Origin of the sequence: Cellulosimicrobium sp. NPDC057862 (assembly GCF_042797035.1) — a bacterium.
Taxonomy (GTDB): Bacteria; Actinomycetota; Actinomycetes; order Actinomycetales; family Cellulomonadaceae; genus Cellulosimicrobium.
In genome coordinates this window covers 102,094-122,284 of sequence record NZ_JBHVMH010000013.1, presented here as the reverse complement: position 1 = coordinate 122,284, position 20,191 = coordinate 102,094, and the positions used below count along the sequence as shown (strand labels likewise).

Sequence of the window (20,191 nt, the reverse complement as noted above, 5' to 3'; positions counted from 1 at the left end):
CACCTCCCGCGCCCGACCCTGCACCCCGCCGGCCTCAGTAGGCCCCGGAGCCGGAGAACACCGCGCGCGCCGTGCGCGCGAGGATGAGGAAGTCGCCGAACATCGTCCAGTTCTCGACGTAGTAGACGTCGAGGCGGACGCTCTCCTCCCACGACAGGTCCGACCTGCCGCCGACCTGCCACAGACCGGTGAGGCCGGGCTTGACCAGGAGCCGACGACGCACCTTCTTCTCGTACTTCTGGACCTCGCGCGGCAGCGGCGGCCGCGGCCCGACGAGGCTCATGTCGCCGCGCAGGACGTTGAACAGCTGCGGGAGCTCGTCCAGCGAGTAGCGGCGCAGCACGCGGCCGACGCTCGTGACGCGCGGATCGTCGCGCATCTTGAACAGGGGGCCGGCGCCGTCGTTCTGCTCCTCGAGGTGCTGGACCTCGCGGTCGGCACCGGCGCGCATCGACCGGAACTTGAACATGGGGAACGTCCGCCCGTTGCGACCGACGCGCTCCTGACGGAAGAGCACCGGACCGCGGCTCGTGAGCCGGACCGCGAGCGCGACCATCACGAGCACCGGCAGCGCGGCCAGCGTGATGAGCGCAGCACCCGCCCAGTCGATGACCGACTTCACGGCGAACTTGGGGCCCGTGAACCGCGGCGCGTCCACGTGCAGGAGCGAGACGCTCTCCGCGGGCGTGATGGTGATGCGCGGTCCGGCGACGTCCGCGAGCTCGGCCGTGAGCATGAGGTCGACGCCGTACGGCTCGAGCTCCCAGCCCAGGCGTCGCACGACCTCGGCCGTGATGGCGTCCGACCCCGACACGGCGACGACGTCCGCGCCGACCCGCGTCGCGACCTCGCCCGCGTTCCGCAGCTCGCCGAGGACGGGGACGCCCCGGATCTCCTCGCCCGCACCGAAGCCACCCGACGGGACGCACACACCGACGACGCGGTACCCCGACTCGTCGCGGCCGTTCAGGTCGCGGATGAGCCGCTCGGCCTGGTCGCGGTGCCCGATCGCCAGCACGGCCGAGCGCATGCGCCCGTGCGCCCGCTGGCCGTGCAGCCACTGGCGCCACGCGTACCGCCCGAGGAGCAACCCGCCGAGCCCGATGGGGAAGGCGAACGCGAGGTACCCGCGCGCCTCCGGGAAGCGGAGCAGGAACGCGAGCACCGCGAGGATGGCGAAGAGCCGCCACGACGCGTCGAAGACCCGGTGGTACTCGGTGGGGCCGCTCCCCATGACCCGCGGGTCGCGGGTCCGGCTCGCGACGAGCGAGACGGACCAGGCGACACCGACGAGGAGGCTGAGGACCACGTACGGGACCCGGGCCTCACGGACGGGCTCGTCGATGAACTGGTCCCAGCGCAGGAAGTACGCGACGAGCACGGCGACGACGATCACGGCGGTGTCGGTGAGCAGGAGCCGGCGCCGGTAGGCGACCTCCCAGCCCTGCGCGGCGAACGCGGCGCGCGCGGCGCGGATCCGGGCTGCGGGAGTCGTGGCGAGAAGGGTGCGCAGGCTCCGCCTGGCGTCCTCGGTGACGCTGTGGGACATGCGTCCACCTCCGGTCGGTTCCACACCCTGCATGGCGACTCATCCTAGGGTTCAGAAACTGCGGGAACGAGAGTTGTCAGGGGGTTTCACCCGGGTGAGAAGACGTTCCGCACGGTCTCGGTCGGAGTCGTCCTGAGGGGCGGGATCCTGCGGATCTGACGCTGCGCTAGCCGCTCGAAGAATGAGATTGGACGGGTGTCCAGGTTCTACGTTCTGTCGAAGGTCCGGATACATCGGACGAAGGTCCCGAAGCGATGCTCGGCCCGGCGCCGACCAGATCCACCTGGACAGGTGACCACACGTGGAGGCCGTAGCGCGGCGCATGCATCCTAGCGTGCCGTTGCGAGTGCTCCCGACGTGTGCTCACACCAGAAGGAGATGTGGCGCAGGTCACGGCTGTGACATCCGGGTACGGGTGAAAACCGCGCCGTGGCTACGATGCCCCTGTGCCCTCGTTCGTCACGCTGCTGCTGCACCCCGACCGCCGACGCCCCGACCCGGCGCCCTGGCGGGTCGACCTGCGCGCCGTGATCCTCGCGGGCATGGCCTTGTGGACCGCCGCGCTCGTCGTCTGCGTGGTCCTCCTCGCGACCGGCACGCTCGGCCCGCGCGCGGTCGCGACGTGCGGGGCGGGCCTCGTCCTCGGCGTCCTCGGCCTCGCGTGGGAGCGTCGGAACCGCACGCGCTACCGCGCGTCGTCGGACGACTGAGGGTCGTCCCAGGCAGTCCGCGCCAGCGCGCCCTGCACCGCGTCCGGGTCGCGGAGCACCTCCTCGAGCACGCGCCGCGTGCCGTAGCGCCCGGCCACGACCGCGAGCCCCGCGGCGAGCCCGGCAGGCCCGCTCGCGTGCACGACGGCGTCCGCGCCCCCGTCGCGCTCCACCCACCACGAGACCGCGACCCCGCCCACCCGGAGGTCGTCGTGGCGCTCCCAGGTGCGCGGCACCGGTCCGTCGAGGACCGCGTGCACCGCCTCGGGGACGTCCGCACGACGACCGGCGGCGTCGGGGGCGGGGGCGTCGCGCGGGACGGTCGCGACGTCCAGGAGGTCCGCGACCTCGGCGACGAGGCCCGGCGGCGCAGGGAGGACCGCACGGACGGGCGACCACATCGGGTCGGGCGCGACGGCGACGTCGTCCGCGCCGACCACGAGCACTGCGCCGCCGCGCAGCGCGGGCACCCGGTCCGGCGGCGGGTCCAGCCGCTCGCCCCGGTCCGCGAGGACGCCGAGCGCACGCCAGAGCGTCAGCGCGGCCTGCGCGTCGACGGCCTGCCCGACGTCGGGCAGGTCGTCCAGCAGCTCGACCCACTCGTCCGGCTCGAGCTCCGCGAGGTCCCGCACGCCGCCCAGCGCGACCAGCGCCTCGTCGTCGAGTCCGTCCACCTCCGGCGGTGCCGGGCGCAGGAACGGTACCCGCCGGGGGCCGGTCCCGAGCGCGAACGCCCCACCGAGCTCCTCGCGCAGCCACCACCCGGTGTACGAGCGCGCCGCGGCCGTCCGGCCGCCCTCGGCCCGCACGGGGGCGAGCAGCGCCTCGCGCGCGGCAGGGTCCGCGGCGAGGCGCGCGAGGGCGTCGGGCCACGCGTCGTCGGCGACGGCGTCCAGGTCGGCGACCGCGACGACGTCACCCACGTACGCCTCGGGGCCGAGCGTCGTCGCGAGGTACGCGAGGTACCCGCCCCAGTCGGACAGCCACCCCTCCGGCGCGTGCGGGTCCAGGGCCGGCTCGTTGTCGGCCGACGCGGGCGTGAGCACGTCGCGCACGCGCAGCACGCCGAGCCCGACGGCCGCCCCCACCGCGCGCAGCACCGGCTCGCCCCAGCGGTCGACGACCGCGGGATCGACGAGGTCGAGCGTGCCGAGCGCGTCCGCGGCCCAGGTCCCGGGCAGCGCGCAGCCCCGCACGGGCGCGCGGTCGCCGTCGGCCGTCGGGACGGGCAGCTCGCCCCACCAGAACGGCAGCCCCGCCCGCGCCGGGTCCGGCACGTCTCGCACCGCCGCCGCGACCAGCGCGAGCAGCCGCTCGACGTCCGAGGACGGGTCGTCGCCCGCCTCGGCCGCGTCCGACGCCGCGAGGACGCGCTCACGGACGGCCCCGTCGGAGAGCACGGTCCGCAGGCCCGTCGCGCGCGCCCCGAGGCGTTCCAGCAGCGGGTGCGCCGCGCGCGGGTCGACGACACGCAGCCCGAGGTCGGCCGCGTCGTGAGCGTCCAGCACCCCGTCGCCGGCGTCCGCGGGATCGCCCGACCCGGCGTCCAGGAGGAGGAGGCCGCGGGCGCCGCGCACGACCTGCCCGCCGAGCAGCGGCACCGGGAGCGCGCCCAGCGCCTCGAGCACCGACCGGTCGGCGGCGTGCGGCGCGAGGGCGTCGTACAGCGCCCGCCAGCGCGCCGGGTCGGCGACGAGCGGGAGGTCGTCCACCACGTCCGCGAGGTCCACGACCTGCGCCCCGAGCGCCCGCGCGACCGCGCGGAGCGGACCCGGGACGTCCACCAGGTGCGCCACCCCGAGCTCGGCCCGCACCCGCGCGTCGCCCACGTCGCCCGCGAGGACGCGCGCCTCGGCGGGTGCGACCAGGGAGTGCCGGCCCGCGTCGACCGCGTCGTCGTCGGCCGTCCCGGGGGACTCCTCGGCGCCCCGCGTGGGCGGCGCGTCGAGCGGGAGGAGCGGGGTCCGGGCGAGCTCCGCCTCGGCCGAGGCCCGAACCTCCGCGTCGACCGCGCTCGCCGGCAGCCCGGTCGGGACGAGGGCGAGCACGTCGGCGCCGCGCGACCGCGCGAGCCCCCCGAGCAGCTCCGCGTACGCCCGCCCCGCCGCGCGCGCGACGTGCGCGGTGACCGGACCGGGCGGGACATGCCGGCGCGCCGGGTCCAGCGGGAAGGTCGCCAGGAGGAGCGCGGGGAACGTGAGGCGCTCGTCGGTGGGGGTCGGGGCGTGCAGGACGTCGGTGCGCGCACCGCCGTCGGCCAGCGCCCACACGACCGCCCACCGCGTCGTCGCGCGCTCCTCGACCGGGCGGTCCGCGAGCAGGGCCGGGTCGATCGCCCCCTCCCGGCGCAGGACGGTCCACCGGTCGGCGACGTCGGCGACCCGGCGCTCCTGGACGCCGTCCCCGGCCACGACGATCTCGGTGAGCGCGGGGAGCGCGAGCAGCAGCGGGTCCCCCACGTCGGCGAGCTCCGCGCGGACGGCGGCGAGCGCGTCGGCGTCGCGCAGCTCGACCTCGACGACCGTGTCGTAGCCCGACGGCACCTCGACGCGGGTCGGGAACGGGAGCCGCAGCACCGGGAGCCGGTCGCCGCGCCGCGCCACCTCGGCGGCGAGGTCAGGGCGGTCGGCGACCACGTCGTCGAGCGCGGCGCGCGTGCGGACGAGCGAGAGCTCGACGGCCCGCTCCCCCGCCCCGACCCGCACCTGGTCGGAGACCGAGCGGACGGCCGCGAAGCCGACCCCGAACCGGCCGACCGTGGACGTCCGGCCGTCGGCGTCGCGCGCACCCCGCCCCGTCGCGGACGCGCGCAGCGCCACGAGCGACGCGACGCCCGGCGCGTCCAGCGGCTCGCCGGTGTTCGCCGCACGCAGCACCCAGGGCCCGTGCGGCCCCGACGGCGCGTGCAGGCTCAGGCGCAGCCGCCCCGGGACCCCCGCACGGGCCGCGGCGTCCGCGGCGTTCTGCGCGAGCTCGACGACGACCCGCCCCCGGTAGGACCCGTGGGCGTGGTCCTCCTCGGTGTTCGCGTCCTCGCGCAGACGCGTCGGCGACGACCGCCACGCCTCCAGGACCGCACGGCGCAGCGCGGCCGTCCCGAAGACGTCGTCCGTCACTCCTGCGGCTCGTCCGCCGCCGGCACTGCGTCGTGCTGAGGGTCCGGCTGAGCGTCGACCGGGGCCTCGTCGACCGGTGCCGGCTCACCCGGCGCGTCGTCGTCCGGCTCGGCAGCGAGCCCGGGCTCCGGGCCGTCGAGCACAGGCTCGGGGTCGGCGTCCGCCAGCCCCTCCGCCTCGGTCGCGGGCTCCGCCGTCGGGGCGACCGACTCGAGCAGCGAGACGATCTCGACGTGCAGCTCGTCGACGAGGGGGTCGGCGTCCGGCCAGTCGCTCCGCTGCGGCTCGACGTCGGTCTCCGAGTGCGCGCCGCAGCCGTGGTCGAGGCTCACGACCTTGCCGTCGTCGGGCGACCACTCGTTCGCGCACACCCCGAACACCTGGCCCAGGCTGCCCTGGAGGGTGACGAGGAAGCCGCACGACCCGCACTCGGCGGCCGACGCGACGGCGCCGCGCGCCGTCGGGCCGCGCGAGCCGCGGTACCAGCGCTCGGCCGCCTCGTCCCGGCCCCGCGGGGACAGGACACGGGCGCGCGCGAGGGCGAGCTCGTCGATCGCGACGGCGTCCTGCTCCTCGTCGCCCGTCGAGACGTAGCCGGGCTCGAGGCGCGGGTCGTCGGCGCGGAACGGGAGCACGTCGCCCGGCCCCACGTCGCCCGGGCGCAGGCGCTCGGACCACGGCAGCCACGACGGCGCGAGCAGCGCGCCGTCACCCGGCAGCAGCTCGACCTCGCACACCGTGGCCGTCCGGCCGCGCGGCACGCGCGCGAGGGTGACGGTCCAGTGCCAGCCGCGGTAGCCGCGCATCGTGCACGCGAACCGGTGGGAGATGAGGCGGTCCGCCTCCGCGTACGTGCCGAGGTGCTCCCCGACGTCCTCGGGGCTCTCGGCGACCTCCTGGGCCGCGGCGCGCGCGAGCTCGACCGCGCCCGTGAGCACGGCGTCCCGCGCGGCGCGCGCGGACACTCCTCGCGAACGCTCCTCGGCGGCAGCCACGGCGACCATGTCAGCCCTCGATCTCGTCGGCGACCACGCGCAGGACCTTGGCGACCATCGTGGCCTTGCCCTTCTCCGGGTAGCGGCCCTTGCCGAGCCCGTCACGGATCCGGTCGAGCTCCTTGATGAGGTCCTCGACGATGACCGCCATCTCGTCCGCCGAGCGGCGCTTCGCCTTGACCACGGACGGGGCCGGGTCGAGGAGCTTGACCGCGAGCGCCTGCGGGCCGCGTCGCCCGTCCGCGACGCCGAAGTCGACGCGTGCGCCCGGCTTGGGCGCCGGGGCGTCCGCGGGCAGCGCGGAGGCGTGCAGGAAGACCTCGCCGCCGTCGTCGTTGGCGATGAAGCCGAACCCGCGTTCGGTGTCGAACCACTTGACCTTGCCGGTGGGCACGTGGACCTCGTTCGTGCTCGTAGGAACCAGAACCCCCAGGCTACCGGCCACGCGGCGGCAAAGCCGCATCCGTACCGCGCGTGCGCCTCGCACCCCGGTCCGCGCGGCGCGGCGGCGGGCCGGTCAGCGCGTCGCGGACCGCGGGACCACGCCCGCGTCCGCCCCCACCCGCAGGGCGACGGCGTCGAACCAGCCGGCATAGTCGGCCACCGTACGGTGGAGATGGCCGAACAGCTCGAAGGACACGGTGCCGAACAGGGCGGTCCAGGCCATGAGCGTGCGCACGACGGCCTCCGGCGGGGCGTCGGGCGCGACGAGGCCCCGCGCGCTCACGTACGCGACGGCGGGGGCGACCAGCGCGGCCGCGTCGCCACCGTCCCGCGGGCCAGGGACGGGGCCCTCGCCGCCGTCCCAGGAGTCGGCGACGATCCCCACGAGGGCCCGCACGACGCGCGTCGCGGGCTCGACGGTGTCCTGCGGAGCGGCGTACCCCGGCACGGGCGTGCCGTAGAGCAGCGCGAAGTCGCCGGGGCGCTGGACGCACCACGACCGCAGCGCCCGGCACGCGGCGAGCCACCGACCGGTCAGGTCGTCGCGCGCGACGGCGGCCTCGGCGGCCTCGACGGCTGCGCCGAGCTCGTCGTAGCACTCGACGAGGAGCGCGGTGAGCAGCGCGTCGCGGCTCGGGAAGTACCGGTAGACGGCCGACGACACCATGCCGACGTCACGCGCGACGGCGCGCAGCGAGAGCGCGGCGGGGCCGTCGGCGACGAGCCGGGCGCGGGCGGCGTCGAGGATGTCGCGCGTGAGGGTCTCGCGCGCCAGGGCGCGCGCGGTCCGGGGTGCCGTCATCCCGCCAGCGTGGCAGACGAGAGCGCCGCCCACAAACAAGAGCACCGCTCTTGCGCGCGGCCGCTGCCGCGTGCCATGCTCCTCGACAAAGCGAGAGCACTGCTCTCGGAAAGGAGACCTCATGTCCAGCGCACCGTCCTCCTCCGACCGGCACGTCGTCGTCGGAGCCGGCCCCGTCGGCCGGCACGTCGCCGCGGAGCTCGCCGCCCGCGGGTCGCACGTCACCGTCGTCACCCGCAGCGGCCGGGACACCGGGGTCGCGGGCGTCACCCACCTCGCCCTCGACGCCTCCGACGCGGACGCCCTCGCCCGCGTCACCGAGGGCGCCGACGTGCTCTACAACTGCGCCAACCCCGGCGACTACACGCAGTGGGAGCGCGCTTGGCCGCCGCTCGCGACCGCGCTGCTCACCGCCGTCGAGCGCACCGGCGCCGTCTACGCGATCACCGGCAACCTCTACCCGTACGGTCCCGTCGACGGGCCGATGACCGAGGACCTGCCCGACGTCGCGACCGACCACAAGGGCGTCCTGCGCGCCCGGCTCTGGGCCGACGCGCTCGCCGCGCACCGCGCCGGCCGCGCGCGCGTCGTCGAGGTCCGCAGCTCCGACTTCGTCGGGCCCGGGGTCGGGGGCAACGGGCACGTCTCGCGCGTCGTCCCGGCCGCCCTGCGCGGGCGGGCCGTGACGATGATCGGGCGCACCGACCTGCCGCACTCGTTCACCGACGTCCAGGACGCCGCACGCACGCTCGTCGCAGCCGCCGCCGACCCCGGCGCGCACGGCCGCACGTGGCACACGCCGAGCAACCCGCCGCGCACCCAGCGCGAGGCGCTCACCGACGTCCTCGCGAGCGTCGGGCACCGGCCCGTCCGCGTCCGCTCCCTGCGCGGCGCGGGCCTCGCTGCCGCCGGCCTCTTCTCCCCGCTGCTGCGCGAGCTGCGCGACCTCGCCTACCAGTGGGAGCGCCCCTACGTCCACGACGACACCGCGGCGCGCACCCGCTTCGGGATCGAGCCGACGCCCTGGGACGAGGTCTGCCGGCGCACGGCCCGCGCCTGAGCGGCCGGACCGTCCGCGGGACGCGGCCGCCCGGCGCGTAACATCGAACGGATGGCCACCTCCCGGCCCGAGCGGGCTCCGACGTACAGCGAGTCGCTGCGCCAGCGCGACGACGCCGCCCTGGTCGCGCTGCTCGGACGACGGCCCGACCTCGCGACGCCGTCGCCCTCGACCCTGCTCTCGCTCGCCGCGCGCGCGATGAACCGGACGAGCCTGGAGCGCGCGCTCGCGGGGCTGGACGAGCTGACGCTCCACGTCCTGGAGTCGGTTCTGGTCCTCGACTCCGTGGGGTCGTCCGCGACGGCGGCAGCGGTCGCCCGGGCGACGGGCGTCGAGCGGGCGCGCGTCACCGCCGCGCTCGCCCTCCTCGACGAGCTCGCGCTCGTCTGGAGCCCCGGCACCCGGTCGGCCGGGTTCCGCCCGGCGCCGGGTGTCGCGGAGGTCCTCGGCCCCCACCCCGCCGGCCTCGGCCCCGTCGCGGCTCCCGTCGCCGGCGACGGGAGCCGGCCCGCGACGCCGCCGGGCGACCTGCCCGACGACGCCCCACCGGGCGCCCGGGCGATCCTCGACGCGCTGACGTGGGGGCCGCCCGTCGGGGTCGCGCCCCGCGCGGACGCGTCGGCCCGGCGCGCGACGGGCTGGCTCGTCGAGCACGGCTACCTGCGCGCGACGGACGAGCGGCACGTCGTGCTGCCGCGCGAGGTCGGGCTCGCCCTGCGCGGCGGTCGCACGCACCGCGACGTCCGGACCGCGCCGCCCGTCCCGGAGGTCCGCGAGCTCCCGGCGGCGACGATCGACGCCGAGTCCGCGAGCGCCGGGCTGGAGGCCGTCCGGCTCGTCGCGCGGCTCGTGACGCACTGGACCGAGCACCCGCCGGGCGTGCTGCGCGCCGGAGGACTCGGCGTGCGCGACCTGCGGCGCGCGGCGCTCGCACTCGAGGTGGACGACCCGACGGCGGCCGCGGTCGTCGAGCTGGCCGCGGCGGCGGGGCTCGTGGCCGACGACGGCGACGACCCGCCCACGTTCGCACCGACCCTCGCCGCGGAGGACTGGCTCGACGACGACCTGGGCGACCGCTGGGCGACGCTCGCCCGCGGCTGGTGGCGCTCGCGCCGCACCCCCTGGCTCGTGGGCAGCCGCGACGAGAAGGGGGCCCTGCGTGCCGCGCTCGACCCGGAGCTGTGGCGCCCGTGGGTGCCCCGGCTGCGGCGGTCGGTCCTGGACGTCCTCGACCTCGCCCCCGGGCGCCCGCTCGCGGCGGCCGACGTCGTCGCGGTGCTGCGGTGGCGCACGCCGCGGGCGGTGCCGCCGGAGCAGGCCGTCGCGGGGCTGCTGCGCGAGGCCGCGTTGTTGGGGGTCACCGGTGCGGGCGCGCTCGCTCCCCCGGGCCGTGTCCTCCTCCGGTCCGACGACGCGGCGTCGTCGCCCGGGACCGGCCCGACCGATCCCGGCGCCGCCTTCGAGGCGGTGCTCCCGGCCGAGGTCGACGACCTGCTGCTCCAGGGTGACCTCACGGGCATCGTGCCGGGTCGGCCGTCGCGGACGCTCGAGCGGCTCGTGGAGGTCGCGGCCGACGTCGAGTCCCGCGGCGCCGCGACGACGGTCCGCTTCACCCCTGACTCCGTCCTGCGCGCCCTCGACCGCGGCGCGACGGCCGACGAGCTGCTCGCCGAGCTCGCGGCGCACTCGCGCACGCCCGTGCCCCAGCCGCTCGAGTACCTGGTGCGCGACACCGCCCGCCGCCACGGCCGGGTCCGCGTGGGGACGGCGTCGTCGTACGTGCGCGCCGAGGACCCGGTGCTGCTCGCCGGGATCGCCGAGGATCCCGCGCTGCGCGGGCTCGGTCTGGTGCTCCTCGCCCCGACCGTGCTCGCGTCCGCAGCGCCCGCCGGGGAGCTCCAGGAGGCGCTGCGCGCCCGGGGCGTGCCGGCCGTCGTCGAGGGCCCGGACGGGCGCGTGCTGGTCGCGGACCGGGCCGGGCGGCGGGGCGGGCCCGACGGCGTCGCACCGCCCTCGCGCGGACGGCTCGCCGCCGCCGGCCGGCGCGGTCGCGCGCGGACGGGGGTCGTCCCGGGGTCCGGTGCGCGCGTCGAGGAGCCGGGCTCCGGCGCCGACCGGAGCGACGCGCGGTTCGCCGACCTCGTGGCGCGGCTGCGAGCCGCCGACTCGCGCGCCGCCGCGCAGCCCGACGGTCGTGCGGACCGGGTGGCCGGGGAGCGCGACGGGTCGGGCAGGGGCGACCGGACCTCGTCGGGCACGAACGGGCGCACCGGGTCCCGCGGGGACGACCTCGAGGAGGGAACATCCGACCCGGTGGCCGCGTTGGGTCTGCTGCGCGAGGCGATCGCGGACGGGGCGATGGTCTGGCTCGAGGTGATCGGGCCGACGGGCTCGCAGGACCGGCGCCGCGTGCGACCCCTCACCCTCGAGGCGGGGCGGCTGCGCGCGCAGGACCCGGCGCGCGACGCGGAGCTCACGGTCGCGGTCCACCGCATCGCCTCCGTCGCCCCCGACGCCCCGCCCGCGCCCACGCCCAGCGGCCCGCACGGCAAGGAGAACGCATGAACGACGGCCCCCTCATCGTCCAGAGCGACAAGTCGCTGCTGCTCGAGGTCGACCACCCGCGCGCCGACGACGCGCGCCGCGCGATCGCGCCGTTCGCCGAGCTCGAGCGCGCCCCCGAGCACGTCCACACCTACCGGCTGACGCCGCTCGGGCTGTGGAACGCGCGCGCAGCCGGCCACGACGCGGAGCAGGTCGTCAACACGCTCATCGAGTACTCGCGCTACCCGGTGCCGCACGCGCTGCTCGTGGACGTCGCGGAGACCATGTCGCGCTACGGGCGGCTCACGCTCGCGCAGCACCCGACGCACGGCCTCGTGCTCGAGGCGACCGACCGCGCCGTGCTCGCCGAGGTCCTCAAGTCCAAGCGCACCGCCGGCCTGGTGGGCGACCGCATCGACGACACGACCGTCGTCGTGCACCCGTCCGAGCGCGGCCACCTCAAGCAGGTGCTCGTGAAGCTCGGCTGGCCCGCCGAGGACCTCGCGGGGTACGTCGACGGCGAGAAGCACGCCATCGCGCTCAGCCCGACGACGCCCCCGCGCGTCGAGGGCGAGGCGCCGAAGCCGTGGGAGATGCGCCCCTACCAGGCGCAGGCGGTGGACGGGTTCTGGCACGGCGGGAGCGGCGTCGTCGTGCTGCCGTGCGGCGCCGGCAAGACGATCGTCGGGGCGGGCGCCATGGCGAAGTCCGGGACGACGACGCTCATCCTCGTGACGAACACGGTCAGCGCGCGGCAGTGGCGCGACGAGCTCGTGCGGCGCACGACCCTCACCGAGGACGAGATCGGCGAGTACTCCGGCGCACGCAAGGAGATCAAGCCCGTCACGATCGCGACCTACCAGGTGCTGACGACCAAGCGGAAGGGCGTGTACACGCACCTCGAGCTGCTCGACGCGCGCGACTGGGGCCTCGTGGTCTACGACGAGGTCCACCTGCTGCCCGCGCCGATCTTCCGCATGACGGCGGACCTGCAGGCGCGTCGCCGCCTCGGGCTCACCGCGACGCTCGTGCGCGAGGACGGCCGGGAGGACGAGGTGTTCTCGCTCATCGGGCCCAAGCGCTACGACGCCCCGTGGAAGGACATCGAGGCGCAGGGGTACATCGCGCCCGCGGACTGCGTCGAGGTGCGCCTCACGCTGCCCGAGTCCGACCGCATGACGTACGCCGTCGCGGAGCCGGAGGACAAGTACCGGCTCGCCGCGACCGCCGCGGGCAAGAACCGCGTGGTGGAGCAGATCGTCGCGCAGCACCCGGACGACCAGGTGCTCGTGATCGGCCAGTACCTCGACCAGCTCGAGGAGCTGAGCAACCACCTCGACGCGCCGCTCATCACGGGCGCGACGACGGTCCGCGAGCGCCAGCGCCTGTTCGACGCGTTCCGCTCGGGCGAGATCTCGCGGCTCGTCGTGTCGAAGGTCGCGAACTTCTCCATCGACCTGCCGGAGGCGTCGGTCGCGATCCAGGTGTCGGGGTCGTTCGGGTCCCGCCAGGAGGAGGCGCAGCGCCTCGGCCGCGTCATGCGCCCCAAGTCCGACGGGCGCACCGCGCACTTCTACGCCGTCGTCGCGCGCGACACGGTCGACCAGGACTTCGCGGCCCACCGCCAGCGGTTCCTGGCGGAGCAGGGTTACGCCTACCGCATCGTCGACGCCGAGGACCTGGGCGTCGTGCAGTGACGGGTGGGGGCCCCGCGACGCAGGAGCGCGGCACCCGCCCGGCACGGAACGACGCCCAGTCCGACCGAGAACACGAGGACCTGGGCGTCGTGCAGTGACGGGTGGGACCGCAGCGAAGCAAGGTACCCGCCCGGCACGGAACGACGCCCAGTCCGACCGAGAACACGAGGACCTGGGCGTCGTGCAGTGACCGCTCCCCGTTGAGTGCATGAAATCTGTCGTCTCGAACCGATTCGGGGCGACATTTTTCATGCACTCACGGGGTCGTCCCACGATGTGAGAGCGCTCCCAGGAAGTTACTGACAAGACAGTCAGTCGTGCCCTAGGCTTCCCGCGTCGGCGCGACGACGCGTCGGCGTCGGCGCGTGCGCCGGCTCCCCGTTCGAAGGAGAACACCCACCGTGACCCTCTCGACGACCATCCCCGGCGCGGGCAGAACGGCCCGCCGAGCCCGTGCCGCCGGCGCGGGCGTGGCGGCGCTCGCCGTGGCCGCGACGGGCGTGGCGCTCGGCGCGCCCGCGACGGCCGCCCCGGCCACCGACCCCGACCTCGGACCGAACGTCGTCTTCATCGACGACTCGTGGTCGGTGGACCAGATCAACACCTACCTCGCGTCGATCAACGACGAGGCGGAGTTCAGCCAGGACCGCCACGCCGTGTTCTTCGAGCCCGGCGTCTACGGCGACGCGTCCGGCGCGAACGACCCGGCGACGGCGACGGGCATCGTCAACGCCGAGGTCGGCTACTACACCGCGATCGCCGGCCTGGGCGCGCAGCCCGACGACGTGCTCATCAACGGCGCGCTGAGCGTGCAGCCGGTCGTGAGCTGCCCGAACAACCCGTGGAGCTGCCAGGACCCGGGCTCGCTGACGCGCTTCTGGCGCTCGCTGAGCAACGTGGCGATCAACCCCATCCAGCGCCCGGTCGACGAGGACGTGAACCGCCCGTTCCCGGCCGGGATCACGGACCCGCACCAGCTCCGCTTCGCGGTCTCGCAGGCCGCGCCGCTGCGCCGGGTCGACATCCAGGGCGACCTCACCGTGTTCGGCCGCTTCGGCGAGTACGCGAGCGGCGGCTACCTCGCCAACTCGCGCGTCTCCGGCCGCCTCGTGACCGGCTCGCAGCAGCAGTGGTACACGCGCAACTCCGAGGTCGGCACCTGGGACGGCGGCGTGTGGAACATGGTCTTCTCCGGCGTCGAGGGCGCCCCGGCCACGGACTTCGGACCCCAGCCCGACGGCACCGCCGGGAACAAGACGACGCTCGACACGACCCCGCTGAGCCGGGAGGCGCCGTTCCTCTTCCGCGACGGCGAGGACCTCGCCGTGTTCGTGCCGGACGCGCGGACCGAGACGCGCGGCGTCGACTGGTCGATCGACGCGGACGCGGGCCAGAAGCTCTCCCTCGACACGTTCTTCGTCGCCCACGAGGGCGACTCGGCGGCGGAGATCAACGCGGCCCTCTCGACCGGCAAGAACCTCCTGCTGACGCCCGGCGTCTACCACCTCGACGAGGCGATCCGGGTCGAGAACCCCGACACGGTCGTGCTCGGCCTCGGCTACGCGTCGCTCGCGCCGACGTCGGGCACCGCGGCCCTGGAGATCGGCGACGTCGCGGGCGTGAAGGTCGCCGGCATCACGGTCGACGCCGGCCCGGTCGAGTCGGACGTCCTCGTGCGCGTCGGTCCGGCGGACGCGCACGTGGCGGAAGCCACCGACCCGACGACGCTCACCGACGTCTTCGTCCGCGTCGGCGGGCCGTGGGTCGGCAAGGCGACGACGAGCATCGAGGTCAACAGCGACCACGTGCTCATGGACCACATCTGGGCCTGGCGCGGGGACCACGGCGCCGGCATCGGCTGGGACCAGAACACGGGCGACCACGGCGTCGTCGTGAACGGCGACGACGTGACGGCCACGGGCCTGTTCGTCGAGCACTACCAGAAGAACCAGACGATCTGGAACGGCGAGCGCGGCCGCACGGTGTTCTACCAGAGCGAGATCCCCTACGACGTGCCGAGCCAGGCCGCGTTCATGGACGGCGACCGCAAGGGGTACGCGTCGTACCGGGTGGGCGACCACGTCCAGCGGCACGACGCCCTCGGGCTGGGCGTGTACTCGTTCTTCAACCAGGGCGTCGACGTGCGCGTCGCGAGCGGCATCCAGACGCCGGTCCGCGCGGGCGTGACGTTCCGGTCGATGACGAGCGTCTTCCTCAACGGGTCGGGCGGCATCGACCACGTCATCAACGACACGGGCGCTCCCGCCGTCGGCTCGTTCGCCTCCCCCCAGGTCGTCGCGTACCCGACCGACCTCCCCGCGGAGGCGGACGTCACGGTCGAGGCCACGACGCGCTGCCTCGCGGGCAAGGCGTACGTCGCGGTCCGGGCGACCAACGGCGGCGAGGCGCCGCTCGCGGTGACGCTCTCGACGCCGTTCGGGTCGCGCACCGTCGCGAGCGTCGCCCCGGGCGCGAACGCGTACCAGTCCTTCGCGACCCGCGCGTCGTCCGTCGCCGCGGGCGAGGCGACGGCGCGCGTCACGGGCGGCGACCAGGGCACGTACGACGTCACGGCGGCGTACGACCCCGTCGCGTGCGGATGACGCGGCACCGCTGAGCGCCCGCGGCCCGTCTCCCCCGGGAGGCGGGCCGCGGGCGCGTCCGGTACCGATTGCGGGACCCCGGTGGCTGGGAAAGGATCGGCGCGTGAGCACGGCCCACCGTCCCTCGCTCCCCCGCGGCGCCGCGGGCCGTGGCGCCCGCGCGCTCCACGCCCACGTCGCGACCCGCCTCGCCCTGACGGCCGTCGCGCTGCTCACCGGGCTCGCGCTGCTCGCCCCCGCCGGGACCGCGCACGCCGTGCCCCCGGTGGACGTCGCGGGCGAGATCACCGACCCCGACGGCGTGCTCGGCGACCAGACCGACGCGGTCCAGGACGCGCTCGACCGCCTCGCGCAGGACACCGACCTCCAGCTCTTCGTCGTGTACGTCGCGAGCTTCGACGGCATGGACGGCGTCGACTGGGCGAACGCCACGGCCAACACGTCGGGGCTCGGGGTGGACGACCTGCTCCTCGCCGTCGCGACCGAGGACCGGCGCTACGGGCTGTCCTACGACAACAACGTGTCCCTCACCGACGCCGAGCTCGACCGGGTCTCCGCGGCCGTGGAGGACGAGCTGCGGGACGACGACTGGGCCGGTGCCGCGATCGCCGCGGCCGAGGTCGCGCGCGGCGCGAGCCAGGGCTCCGGGGGCGTGTCCTGGTTCTGGGTCCTGCTCGGGCTCGGCGTGCTCGTCCTCGTGGTCGTGCTGGTCGTGCGCGCCGTCGCGAAGCGACGCCGCGCCCACCCGGCCGGGACGTCCGCGGGCGGGGACGAGCTGGGGAGCCTGCCGACGGACGAGCTGAACCGGCGCGCGAGCGCCGCCCTCGTCGCGATCGACGACGCCGTGAAGACCTCGGAGCAGGAGCTCGGCTTCGCGCAGGCGCAGTTCGGCCTCGAGGCGACGCAGCAGTTCGCCGCCGCGCTCGCCGACGGCAAGCGGAAGGTCTCGGAGGCGTTCGCGCTCCGCCAGCAGCTCGACGACGACCGCCCCGAGACCGAGCCGCAGGCCCGGGACGCGATGGCCCGCATCGTCGCGCTGTGCGACGACGTCGCCGAGTCCCTCGACGCCCAGTCGCGCACCTTCGACGAGCTGCGGGACCTCCAGGCGCGCGCCCCGCAGGTGCTCGACGAGACCGACCAGCGCGCGAGCGAGGTCCTCGCCCGCGTCGAGCCCGCGCGCGCGACCCTCGAGGGCCTCGCCCGCACGTACCCGCCGACGTCGCTCGCGTCCGTCGCGCAGAACCCCGACCAGGCGCAGGCGCTCGTCGCGAACGCCCGGGACTCGGTCGCGCGGGGTCGCGAGGCGCTGGCCGGCAAGGACCGCGCGACGGCGGTCGCGCTCGCGCGTGCCGCGCAGAACGCCGTCGGGCAGGCGGTCACGCTGCTCGACGCCGTCGACCGGGCGGGCGCGGACCTCGCCGAGTCGGGCCCGCGCCTCGACAGGGGGCTGGCCTCGATCACCTCGGACATCGCCGACGCCGGACGGCTCGCCCCCGCGGACCCCGCCGTGGCACCTGCCCTCGCGGAGGCGCAGGCGGCCGCGACGACGGCAAGCGCCGCGCGCGACGGCGGCGACCCCCTCGCCGCGCTGCGGCGCCTCACCGCGGCGGAGGCCGCGCTCGACACCGCGCTCACGCCGTTCCGCGAGCGGGCCGAGCAGGCCGCGCGCGCGAACGCGCTCCTGCGCGACACGCTCGCGCGCGTCGACTCGCAGGTCCGCGCGACGAACGACTTCATCGAGACCCGGCGCGGCGCCGTCGGCCCCGAGGCGCGCACCCGGCTCTCGGAGGCGATCCGCCTGCTCGGCGAGGCCCGCGCCCTCCAGCCGACCGACCCCGTCGCCGCACTCGACCGCGCGCAGCAGGCCGACGCGCAGGCGCAGTCCGCCGCACAGCGTGCCCAGCAGGACGCGGCGAGCTGGCAGTCGTCGCAGGGCGGGGGGATGTTCGGCGGAGGCGGGGGCGGCGGCAGCAACGTGGGGGGCATGGTGCTCGGCGGCATCCTGCTCGACTCGATCCTGCGCGGCGGCGGGGGCGGCCGGTCGGGCGGCTTCGGGGGCGGGAGCTTCGGCGGCGGTTCCGGGGGCGGCGGCTTCGGCGGCGGCCGCTCGGGCGGACGCTCCGGCGGCCGGTCCTCGGGCGGACGCTCGGGCCGCGGCGGGCGCTTCTGACGAGGACCGTGCGCCCCCGCGACCAGACCGGACGAGACACGAACGAGACCAGCACGCAGCACCGACCAGCACGAGACCGGCTCACCAGAGAGGGACGACCATGGCGGAGAAGCAGAGCATCTTCGGACGGATCGCGCAGCTCGCCCGCGCGAACATCAACGCGCTCCTGGACAACGCGGAGGACCCGCAGAAGATGCTGGACCAGCTCGTGCGGGACTACACGAACAACATCGCCGACGCCGAGCAGGCCGTCGCGCAGACCATCGGGAACCTCCGGCTCGCGGAGCAGGACTACAACGAGGACGTCGCCGCCGTGCAGGAGTGGGGCCAGAAGGCCGTCGCCGCCTCCGCGCAGGCCGACCGCTACCGGCAGCAGGGCGACACCGCCAACGCCGACAAGTTCGACAACCTCGCCAAGCTCGCGCTCGGCAAGCAGATCTCCGCCGAGGGCGAGGTCCGTCAGGCCGAGCCCCTCATCGCCTCGCAGCGCGAGTCGGTCGAGAAGCTCAAGTCGGGCCTCGCGATGATGAAGGACAAGCTCGGCGAGCTGAAGTCCAAGCGCGACTCGCTCGTCGCCCGGCAGAAGAGCGCGCAGGCGCAGCAGACCGTCCAGGGCGCGATCAGCTCGATCAACGTGCTCGACCCCACGAGCGAGATCTCGCGCTACGAGGAGATCGTCCGCCGCGAGGAGGCGCAGGCGATCGGCCAGGCCGAGGTCGCGGCGTCGAGCATCGACTCCCAGTTCGCCGAGCTGGAGACGTCCGGCGAGGCCGTCGAGATCGAGGCCCGGCTCGCGGCCCTCAAGCAGGGCTCGTCCTCCGCCCCGCAGGTGTCGCCCACCCAGGTCACGCCCGCGATCGAGTCCGGCACCACCACCCAGGACGCCCCGACCTCCGACTGGTGAGGCCCGGCGCGGGAGACCCGGGTTCGCGCGCGGTAGACCTGACCACAGGTCTCCGTCGCGCGGCCACGGTCTACCTCGGCCGACCAGGGTCGTGCCTCGCGGAGGGTCGCGGTGTCGGGTCAGGCCGGGACGCGCTGCGCGACGGTCGCGCGGACCTCGGCCACGAAGGCCTCGGCGAGACGACGGCCGCCGTCGAGGATCTCCGGCGCGTGCTCGTCGAAACCGGCCAGCGCGGCGGCGGTGTCGACGTCGTCGAACGCGTCGCACCACACCTCGAAGCCCGCACGCGTCGCCTCGGGGTGGAACTGCACACCGAGCGCCGAGCCGAGGCGGAACGCCTGGTAGGGGTACATGTTGGACGACCCGAGCCAGACGGCGCCGGAGGGGAGGTCGACGACGGCGTCGGCGTGCATGCTCGTCACGTACCGGACCGGCGCGTCGCCCGCCGCGGGCACCGCGAGCGCAGAGAGCACGGGGTCGGCCTCGGCGTCGGCGCGCCAGAACACGCGGGTCGCGCCGACCTCGCGCCCGGGAGGCGCGGCGACCTGGACCTGCCCACCGCCGGCGACCGCGAGGAGCTGGGCCCCGAGGCAGATGCCGAGCGCGGGGACGCCGGTCGTCGCGGCGGCGAGCAGGGTCTCGCGCAGCGCGGGAAGCCAGGGGGCGCGGTCGTCGTCGTACGCGGACATGTGCCCGCCGAGGACGACGAGGCCGTCGCCGACCTCGTCGGCCGCAGGGATGGTGTCGCCGTCGTACGGGCGCACGACCCGCAGGTCGGCGGCGAGCTGGTCGGCGTAGGCGTCGAGCGTGACGTCCGGAGAGTTCTGGACGACCGTGAGCCGGACGGTTCCGGTTGCGGCCGTGGCGTCGGTGTCGTACGTGGTCACGAGGTCCGACGGTACCCACTCCGGGGTACCTCGACGCAAACACCCACGTCGTGGACATGGCAGGGGACCGTCGCGCGGATAGGCTGACCAGCATGTCCGACCTCCAGACCTCCGACGGCCGAGCACTGACGACGCCGCGCCGCACCTACCTCGTCGTCGACGGCGAGAACATCGACGCGACGCTCGGCATGAACGTCCTCGGGCACCGTCCCGCGCCGGAGGAGCGGCCACGGTGGGACCGCATCGTGGAGTTCGCGCGCCAGGCCTGGGGCCAGGACGTCACGCCGCTGTTCTTCCTCAACGCGTCGTCGGGCCAGATGCCGATGTCGTTCGTGCAGGCGCTCCTCGCGATGGGCTACCGGCCGATCCCGCTCGCCGGCTCGGGCAGCGAGAAGGTCGTGGACATCGGTATCCAGCGGATGCTCGACGCGATCGTCGACCAGCCGGGCGACGTGCTGCTCGCGAGCCACGACGGGGACTTCCTGCCGCAGGTCGAGACGCTGCTCGACGACCCGGACCGCCGGGTGGGCGTCCTCGCGTTCCGCGAGTTCGTCAACGTGCGGCTCACGGAGCTCACCGGGCGCGGGCTCGAGGTGTTCGACCTCGAGGACCACGCGGGGGCGTTCACGACCGTCCTGCCGCGCGTGCGCATCATCCCGCTCGAGGAGTTCGACCCGCTGCGCTACCTCTGACCGGGCCAGGGCCTCGCT

The 20,191-nt window shown here is 75.7% G+C and carries 14 protein-coding genes; 8 read left to right on the top strand and 6 right to left on the bottom strand.

Annotated features, from left to right (window positions below):
- Positions 1-34: 34 nt before the first annotated feature.
- Complete coding sequence (locus ACFVN3_RS15750; RefSeq protein ID WP_378233848.1) at positions 35-1,549, bottom strand: sugar transferase; 1,515 nt, start codon at positions 1,547-1,549, stop codon at positions 35-37.
- Between the two features lie 446 nt (positions 1,550-1,995).
- Here ACFVN3_RS15750 and ACFVN3_RS15745 point away from each other — a divergent pair, with 446 nt between their 5' ends.
- A complete protein-coding gene (locus ACFVN3_RS15745) occupies positions 1,996-2,259 on the top strand; it encodes a DUF2530 domain-containing protein (protein ID WP_378233847.1) in 264 nt (87 codons plus the stop codon).
- Here ACFVN3_RS15745 and ACFVN3_RS15740 read toward each other — a convergent pair.
- The 4 genes from ACFVN3_RS15740 to ACFVN3_RS15725 form a co-directional block, all read right to left on the bottom strand.
- Positions 2,235-5,375: a sacsin N-terminal ATP-binding-like domain-containing protein gene (locus ACFVN3_RS15740; RefSeq protein WP_378233846.1), complete on the bottom strand. Its 3,141-nt coding sequence runs from the start codon at positions 5,373-5,375 to the stop codon at positions 2,235-2,237. The genes ACFVN3_RS15745 and ACFVN3_RS15740 overlap by 25 nt on opposite strands.
- Entirely contained in the window at positions 5,372-6,379 is a 1,008-nt protein-coding gene (locus ACFVN3_RS15735) for a DUF3027 domain-containing protein (RefSeq protein WP_378233844.1), read from the bottom strand. Before ACFVN3_RS15735 ends, ACFVN3_RS15740 begins: the two co-directional genes overlap by 4 nt.
- A gap of 1 nt (position 6,380) precedes the next feature.
- Positions 6,381-6,764 carry a cold-shock protein gene (locus ACFVN3_RS15730; RefSeq protein ID WP_047232420.1) on the bottom strand — a complete coding sequence of 128 codons (384 nt, stop codon included), beginning with the start codon at positions 6,762-6,764 and terminating at the stop codon, positions 6,381-6,383.
- 123 nt (positions 6,765-6,887) lie between these two features.
- Entirely contained in the window at positions 6,888-7,616 is a 729-nt protein-coding gene (locus ACFVN3_RS15725) for a TetR/AcrR family transcriptional regulator (protein WP_378233843.1), read from the bottom strand.
- Positions 7,617-7,737: 121 nt separating this feature from the next.
- Here ACFVN3_RS15725 and ACFVN3_RS15720 point away from each other — a divergent pair, with 121 nt between their 5' ends.
- The 6 genes from ACFVN3_RS15720 to ACFVN3_RS15695 all read left to right on the top strand — a co-directional run bounded on the left by ACFVN3_RS15720 (position 7,738) and on the right by ACFVN3_RS15695 (position 18,594).
- Positions 7,738-8,676 (top strand): NAD-dependent epimerase/dehydratase family protein, encoded by a 939-nt coding sequence (locus ACFVN3_RS15720; protein WP_378233842.1) that lies wholly within the window; start codon positions 7,738-7,740, stop codon positions 8,674-8,676.
- A 51-nt stretch (positions 8,677-8,727) separates the two neighbouring features.
- Entirely contained in the window at positions 8,728-11,241 is a 2,514-nt protein-coding gene (locus tag ACFVN3_RS15715; protein WP_378233841.1) for a helicase-associated domain-containing protein, read from the top strand.
- Entirely contained in the window at positions 11,238-12,917 is a 1,680-nt protein-coding gene (locus ACFVN3_RS15710) for a DNA repair helicase XPB (RefSeq protein WP_378233839.1), read from the top strand. The genes ACFVN3_RS15715 and ACFVN3_RS15710 overlap by 4 nt, the downstream gene beginning before the upstream one ends.
- Positions 12,918-13,318: 401 nt before the next feature.
- The gene (locus tag ACFVN3_RS15705) at positions 13,319-15,520 is read left to right on the top strand and encodes an adenylyl cyclase (protein ID WP_378233838.1); all 2,202 of its coding nucleotides are present in this window, start codon (positions 13,319-13,321) and stop codon (positions 15,518-15,520) included.
- A 103-nt stretch (positions 15,521-15,623) separates the two neighbouring features.
- Positions 15,624-17,690 carry a TPM domain-containing protein gene (locus ACFVN3_RS15700; RefSeq protein ID WP_378233837.1) on the top strand — a complete coding sequence of 689 codons (2,067 nt, stop codon included), beginning with the start codon at positions 15,624-15,626 and terminating at the stop codon, positions 17,688-17,690.
- A gap of 100 nt (positions 17,691-17,790) precedes the next feature.
- Positions 17,791-18,594, top strand: a complete 804-nt coding sequence (locus ACFVN3_RS15695; protein ID WP_378233836.1) for a PspA/IM30 family protein — start codon at positions 17,791-17,793, stop codon at positions 18,592-18,594.
- A gap of 119 nt (positions 18,595-18,713) precedes the next feature.
- Here ACFVN3_RS15695 and ACFVN3_RS15690 read toward each other — a convergent pair whose 3' ends face one another.
- Positions 18,714-19,481, bottom strand: coding sequence for a type 1 glutamine amidotransferase (locus ACFVN3_RS15690; protein WP_378233835.1), 768 nt, complete (start codon positions 19,479-19,481; stop codon positions 18,714-18,716).
- A gap of 92 nt (positions 19,482-19,573) precedes the next feature.
- Here ACFVN3_RS15690 and ACFVN3_RS15685 point away from each other — a divergent pair, with 92 nt between their 5' ends.
- Complete coding sequence (locus ACFVN3_RS15685; RefSeq protein ID WP_205206933.1) at positions 19,574-20,173, top strand: NYN domain-containing protein; 600 nt, start codon at positions 19,574-19,576, stop codon at positions 20,171-20,173.
- The last annotated feature ends 18 nt before the right edge of the window (positions 20,174-20,191 follow it).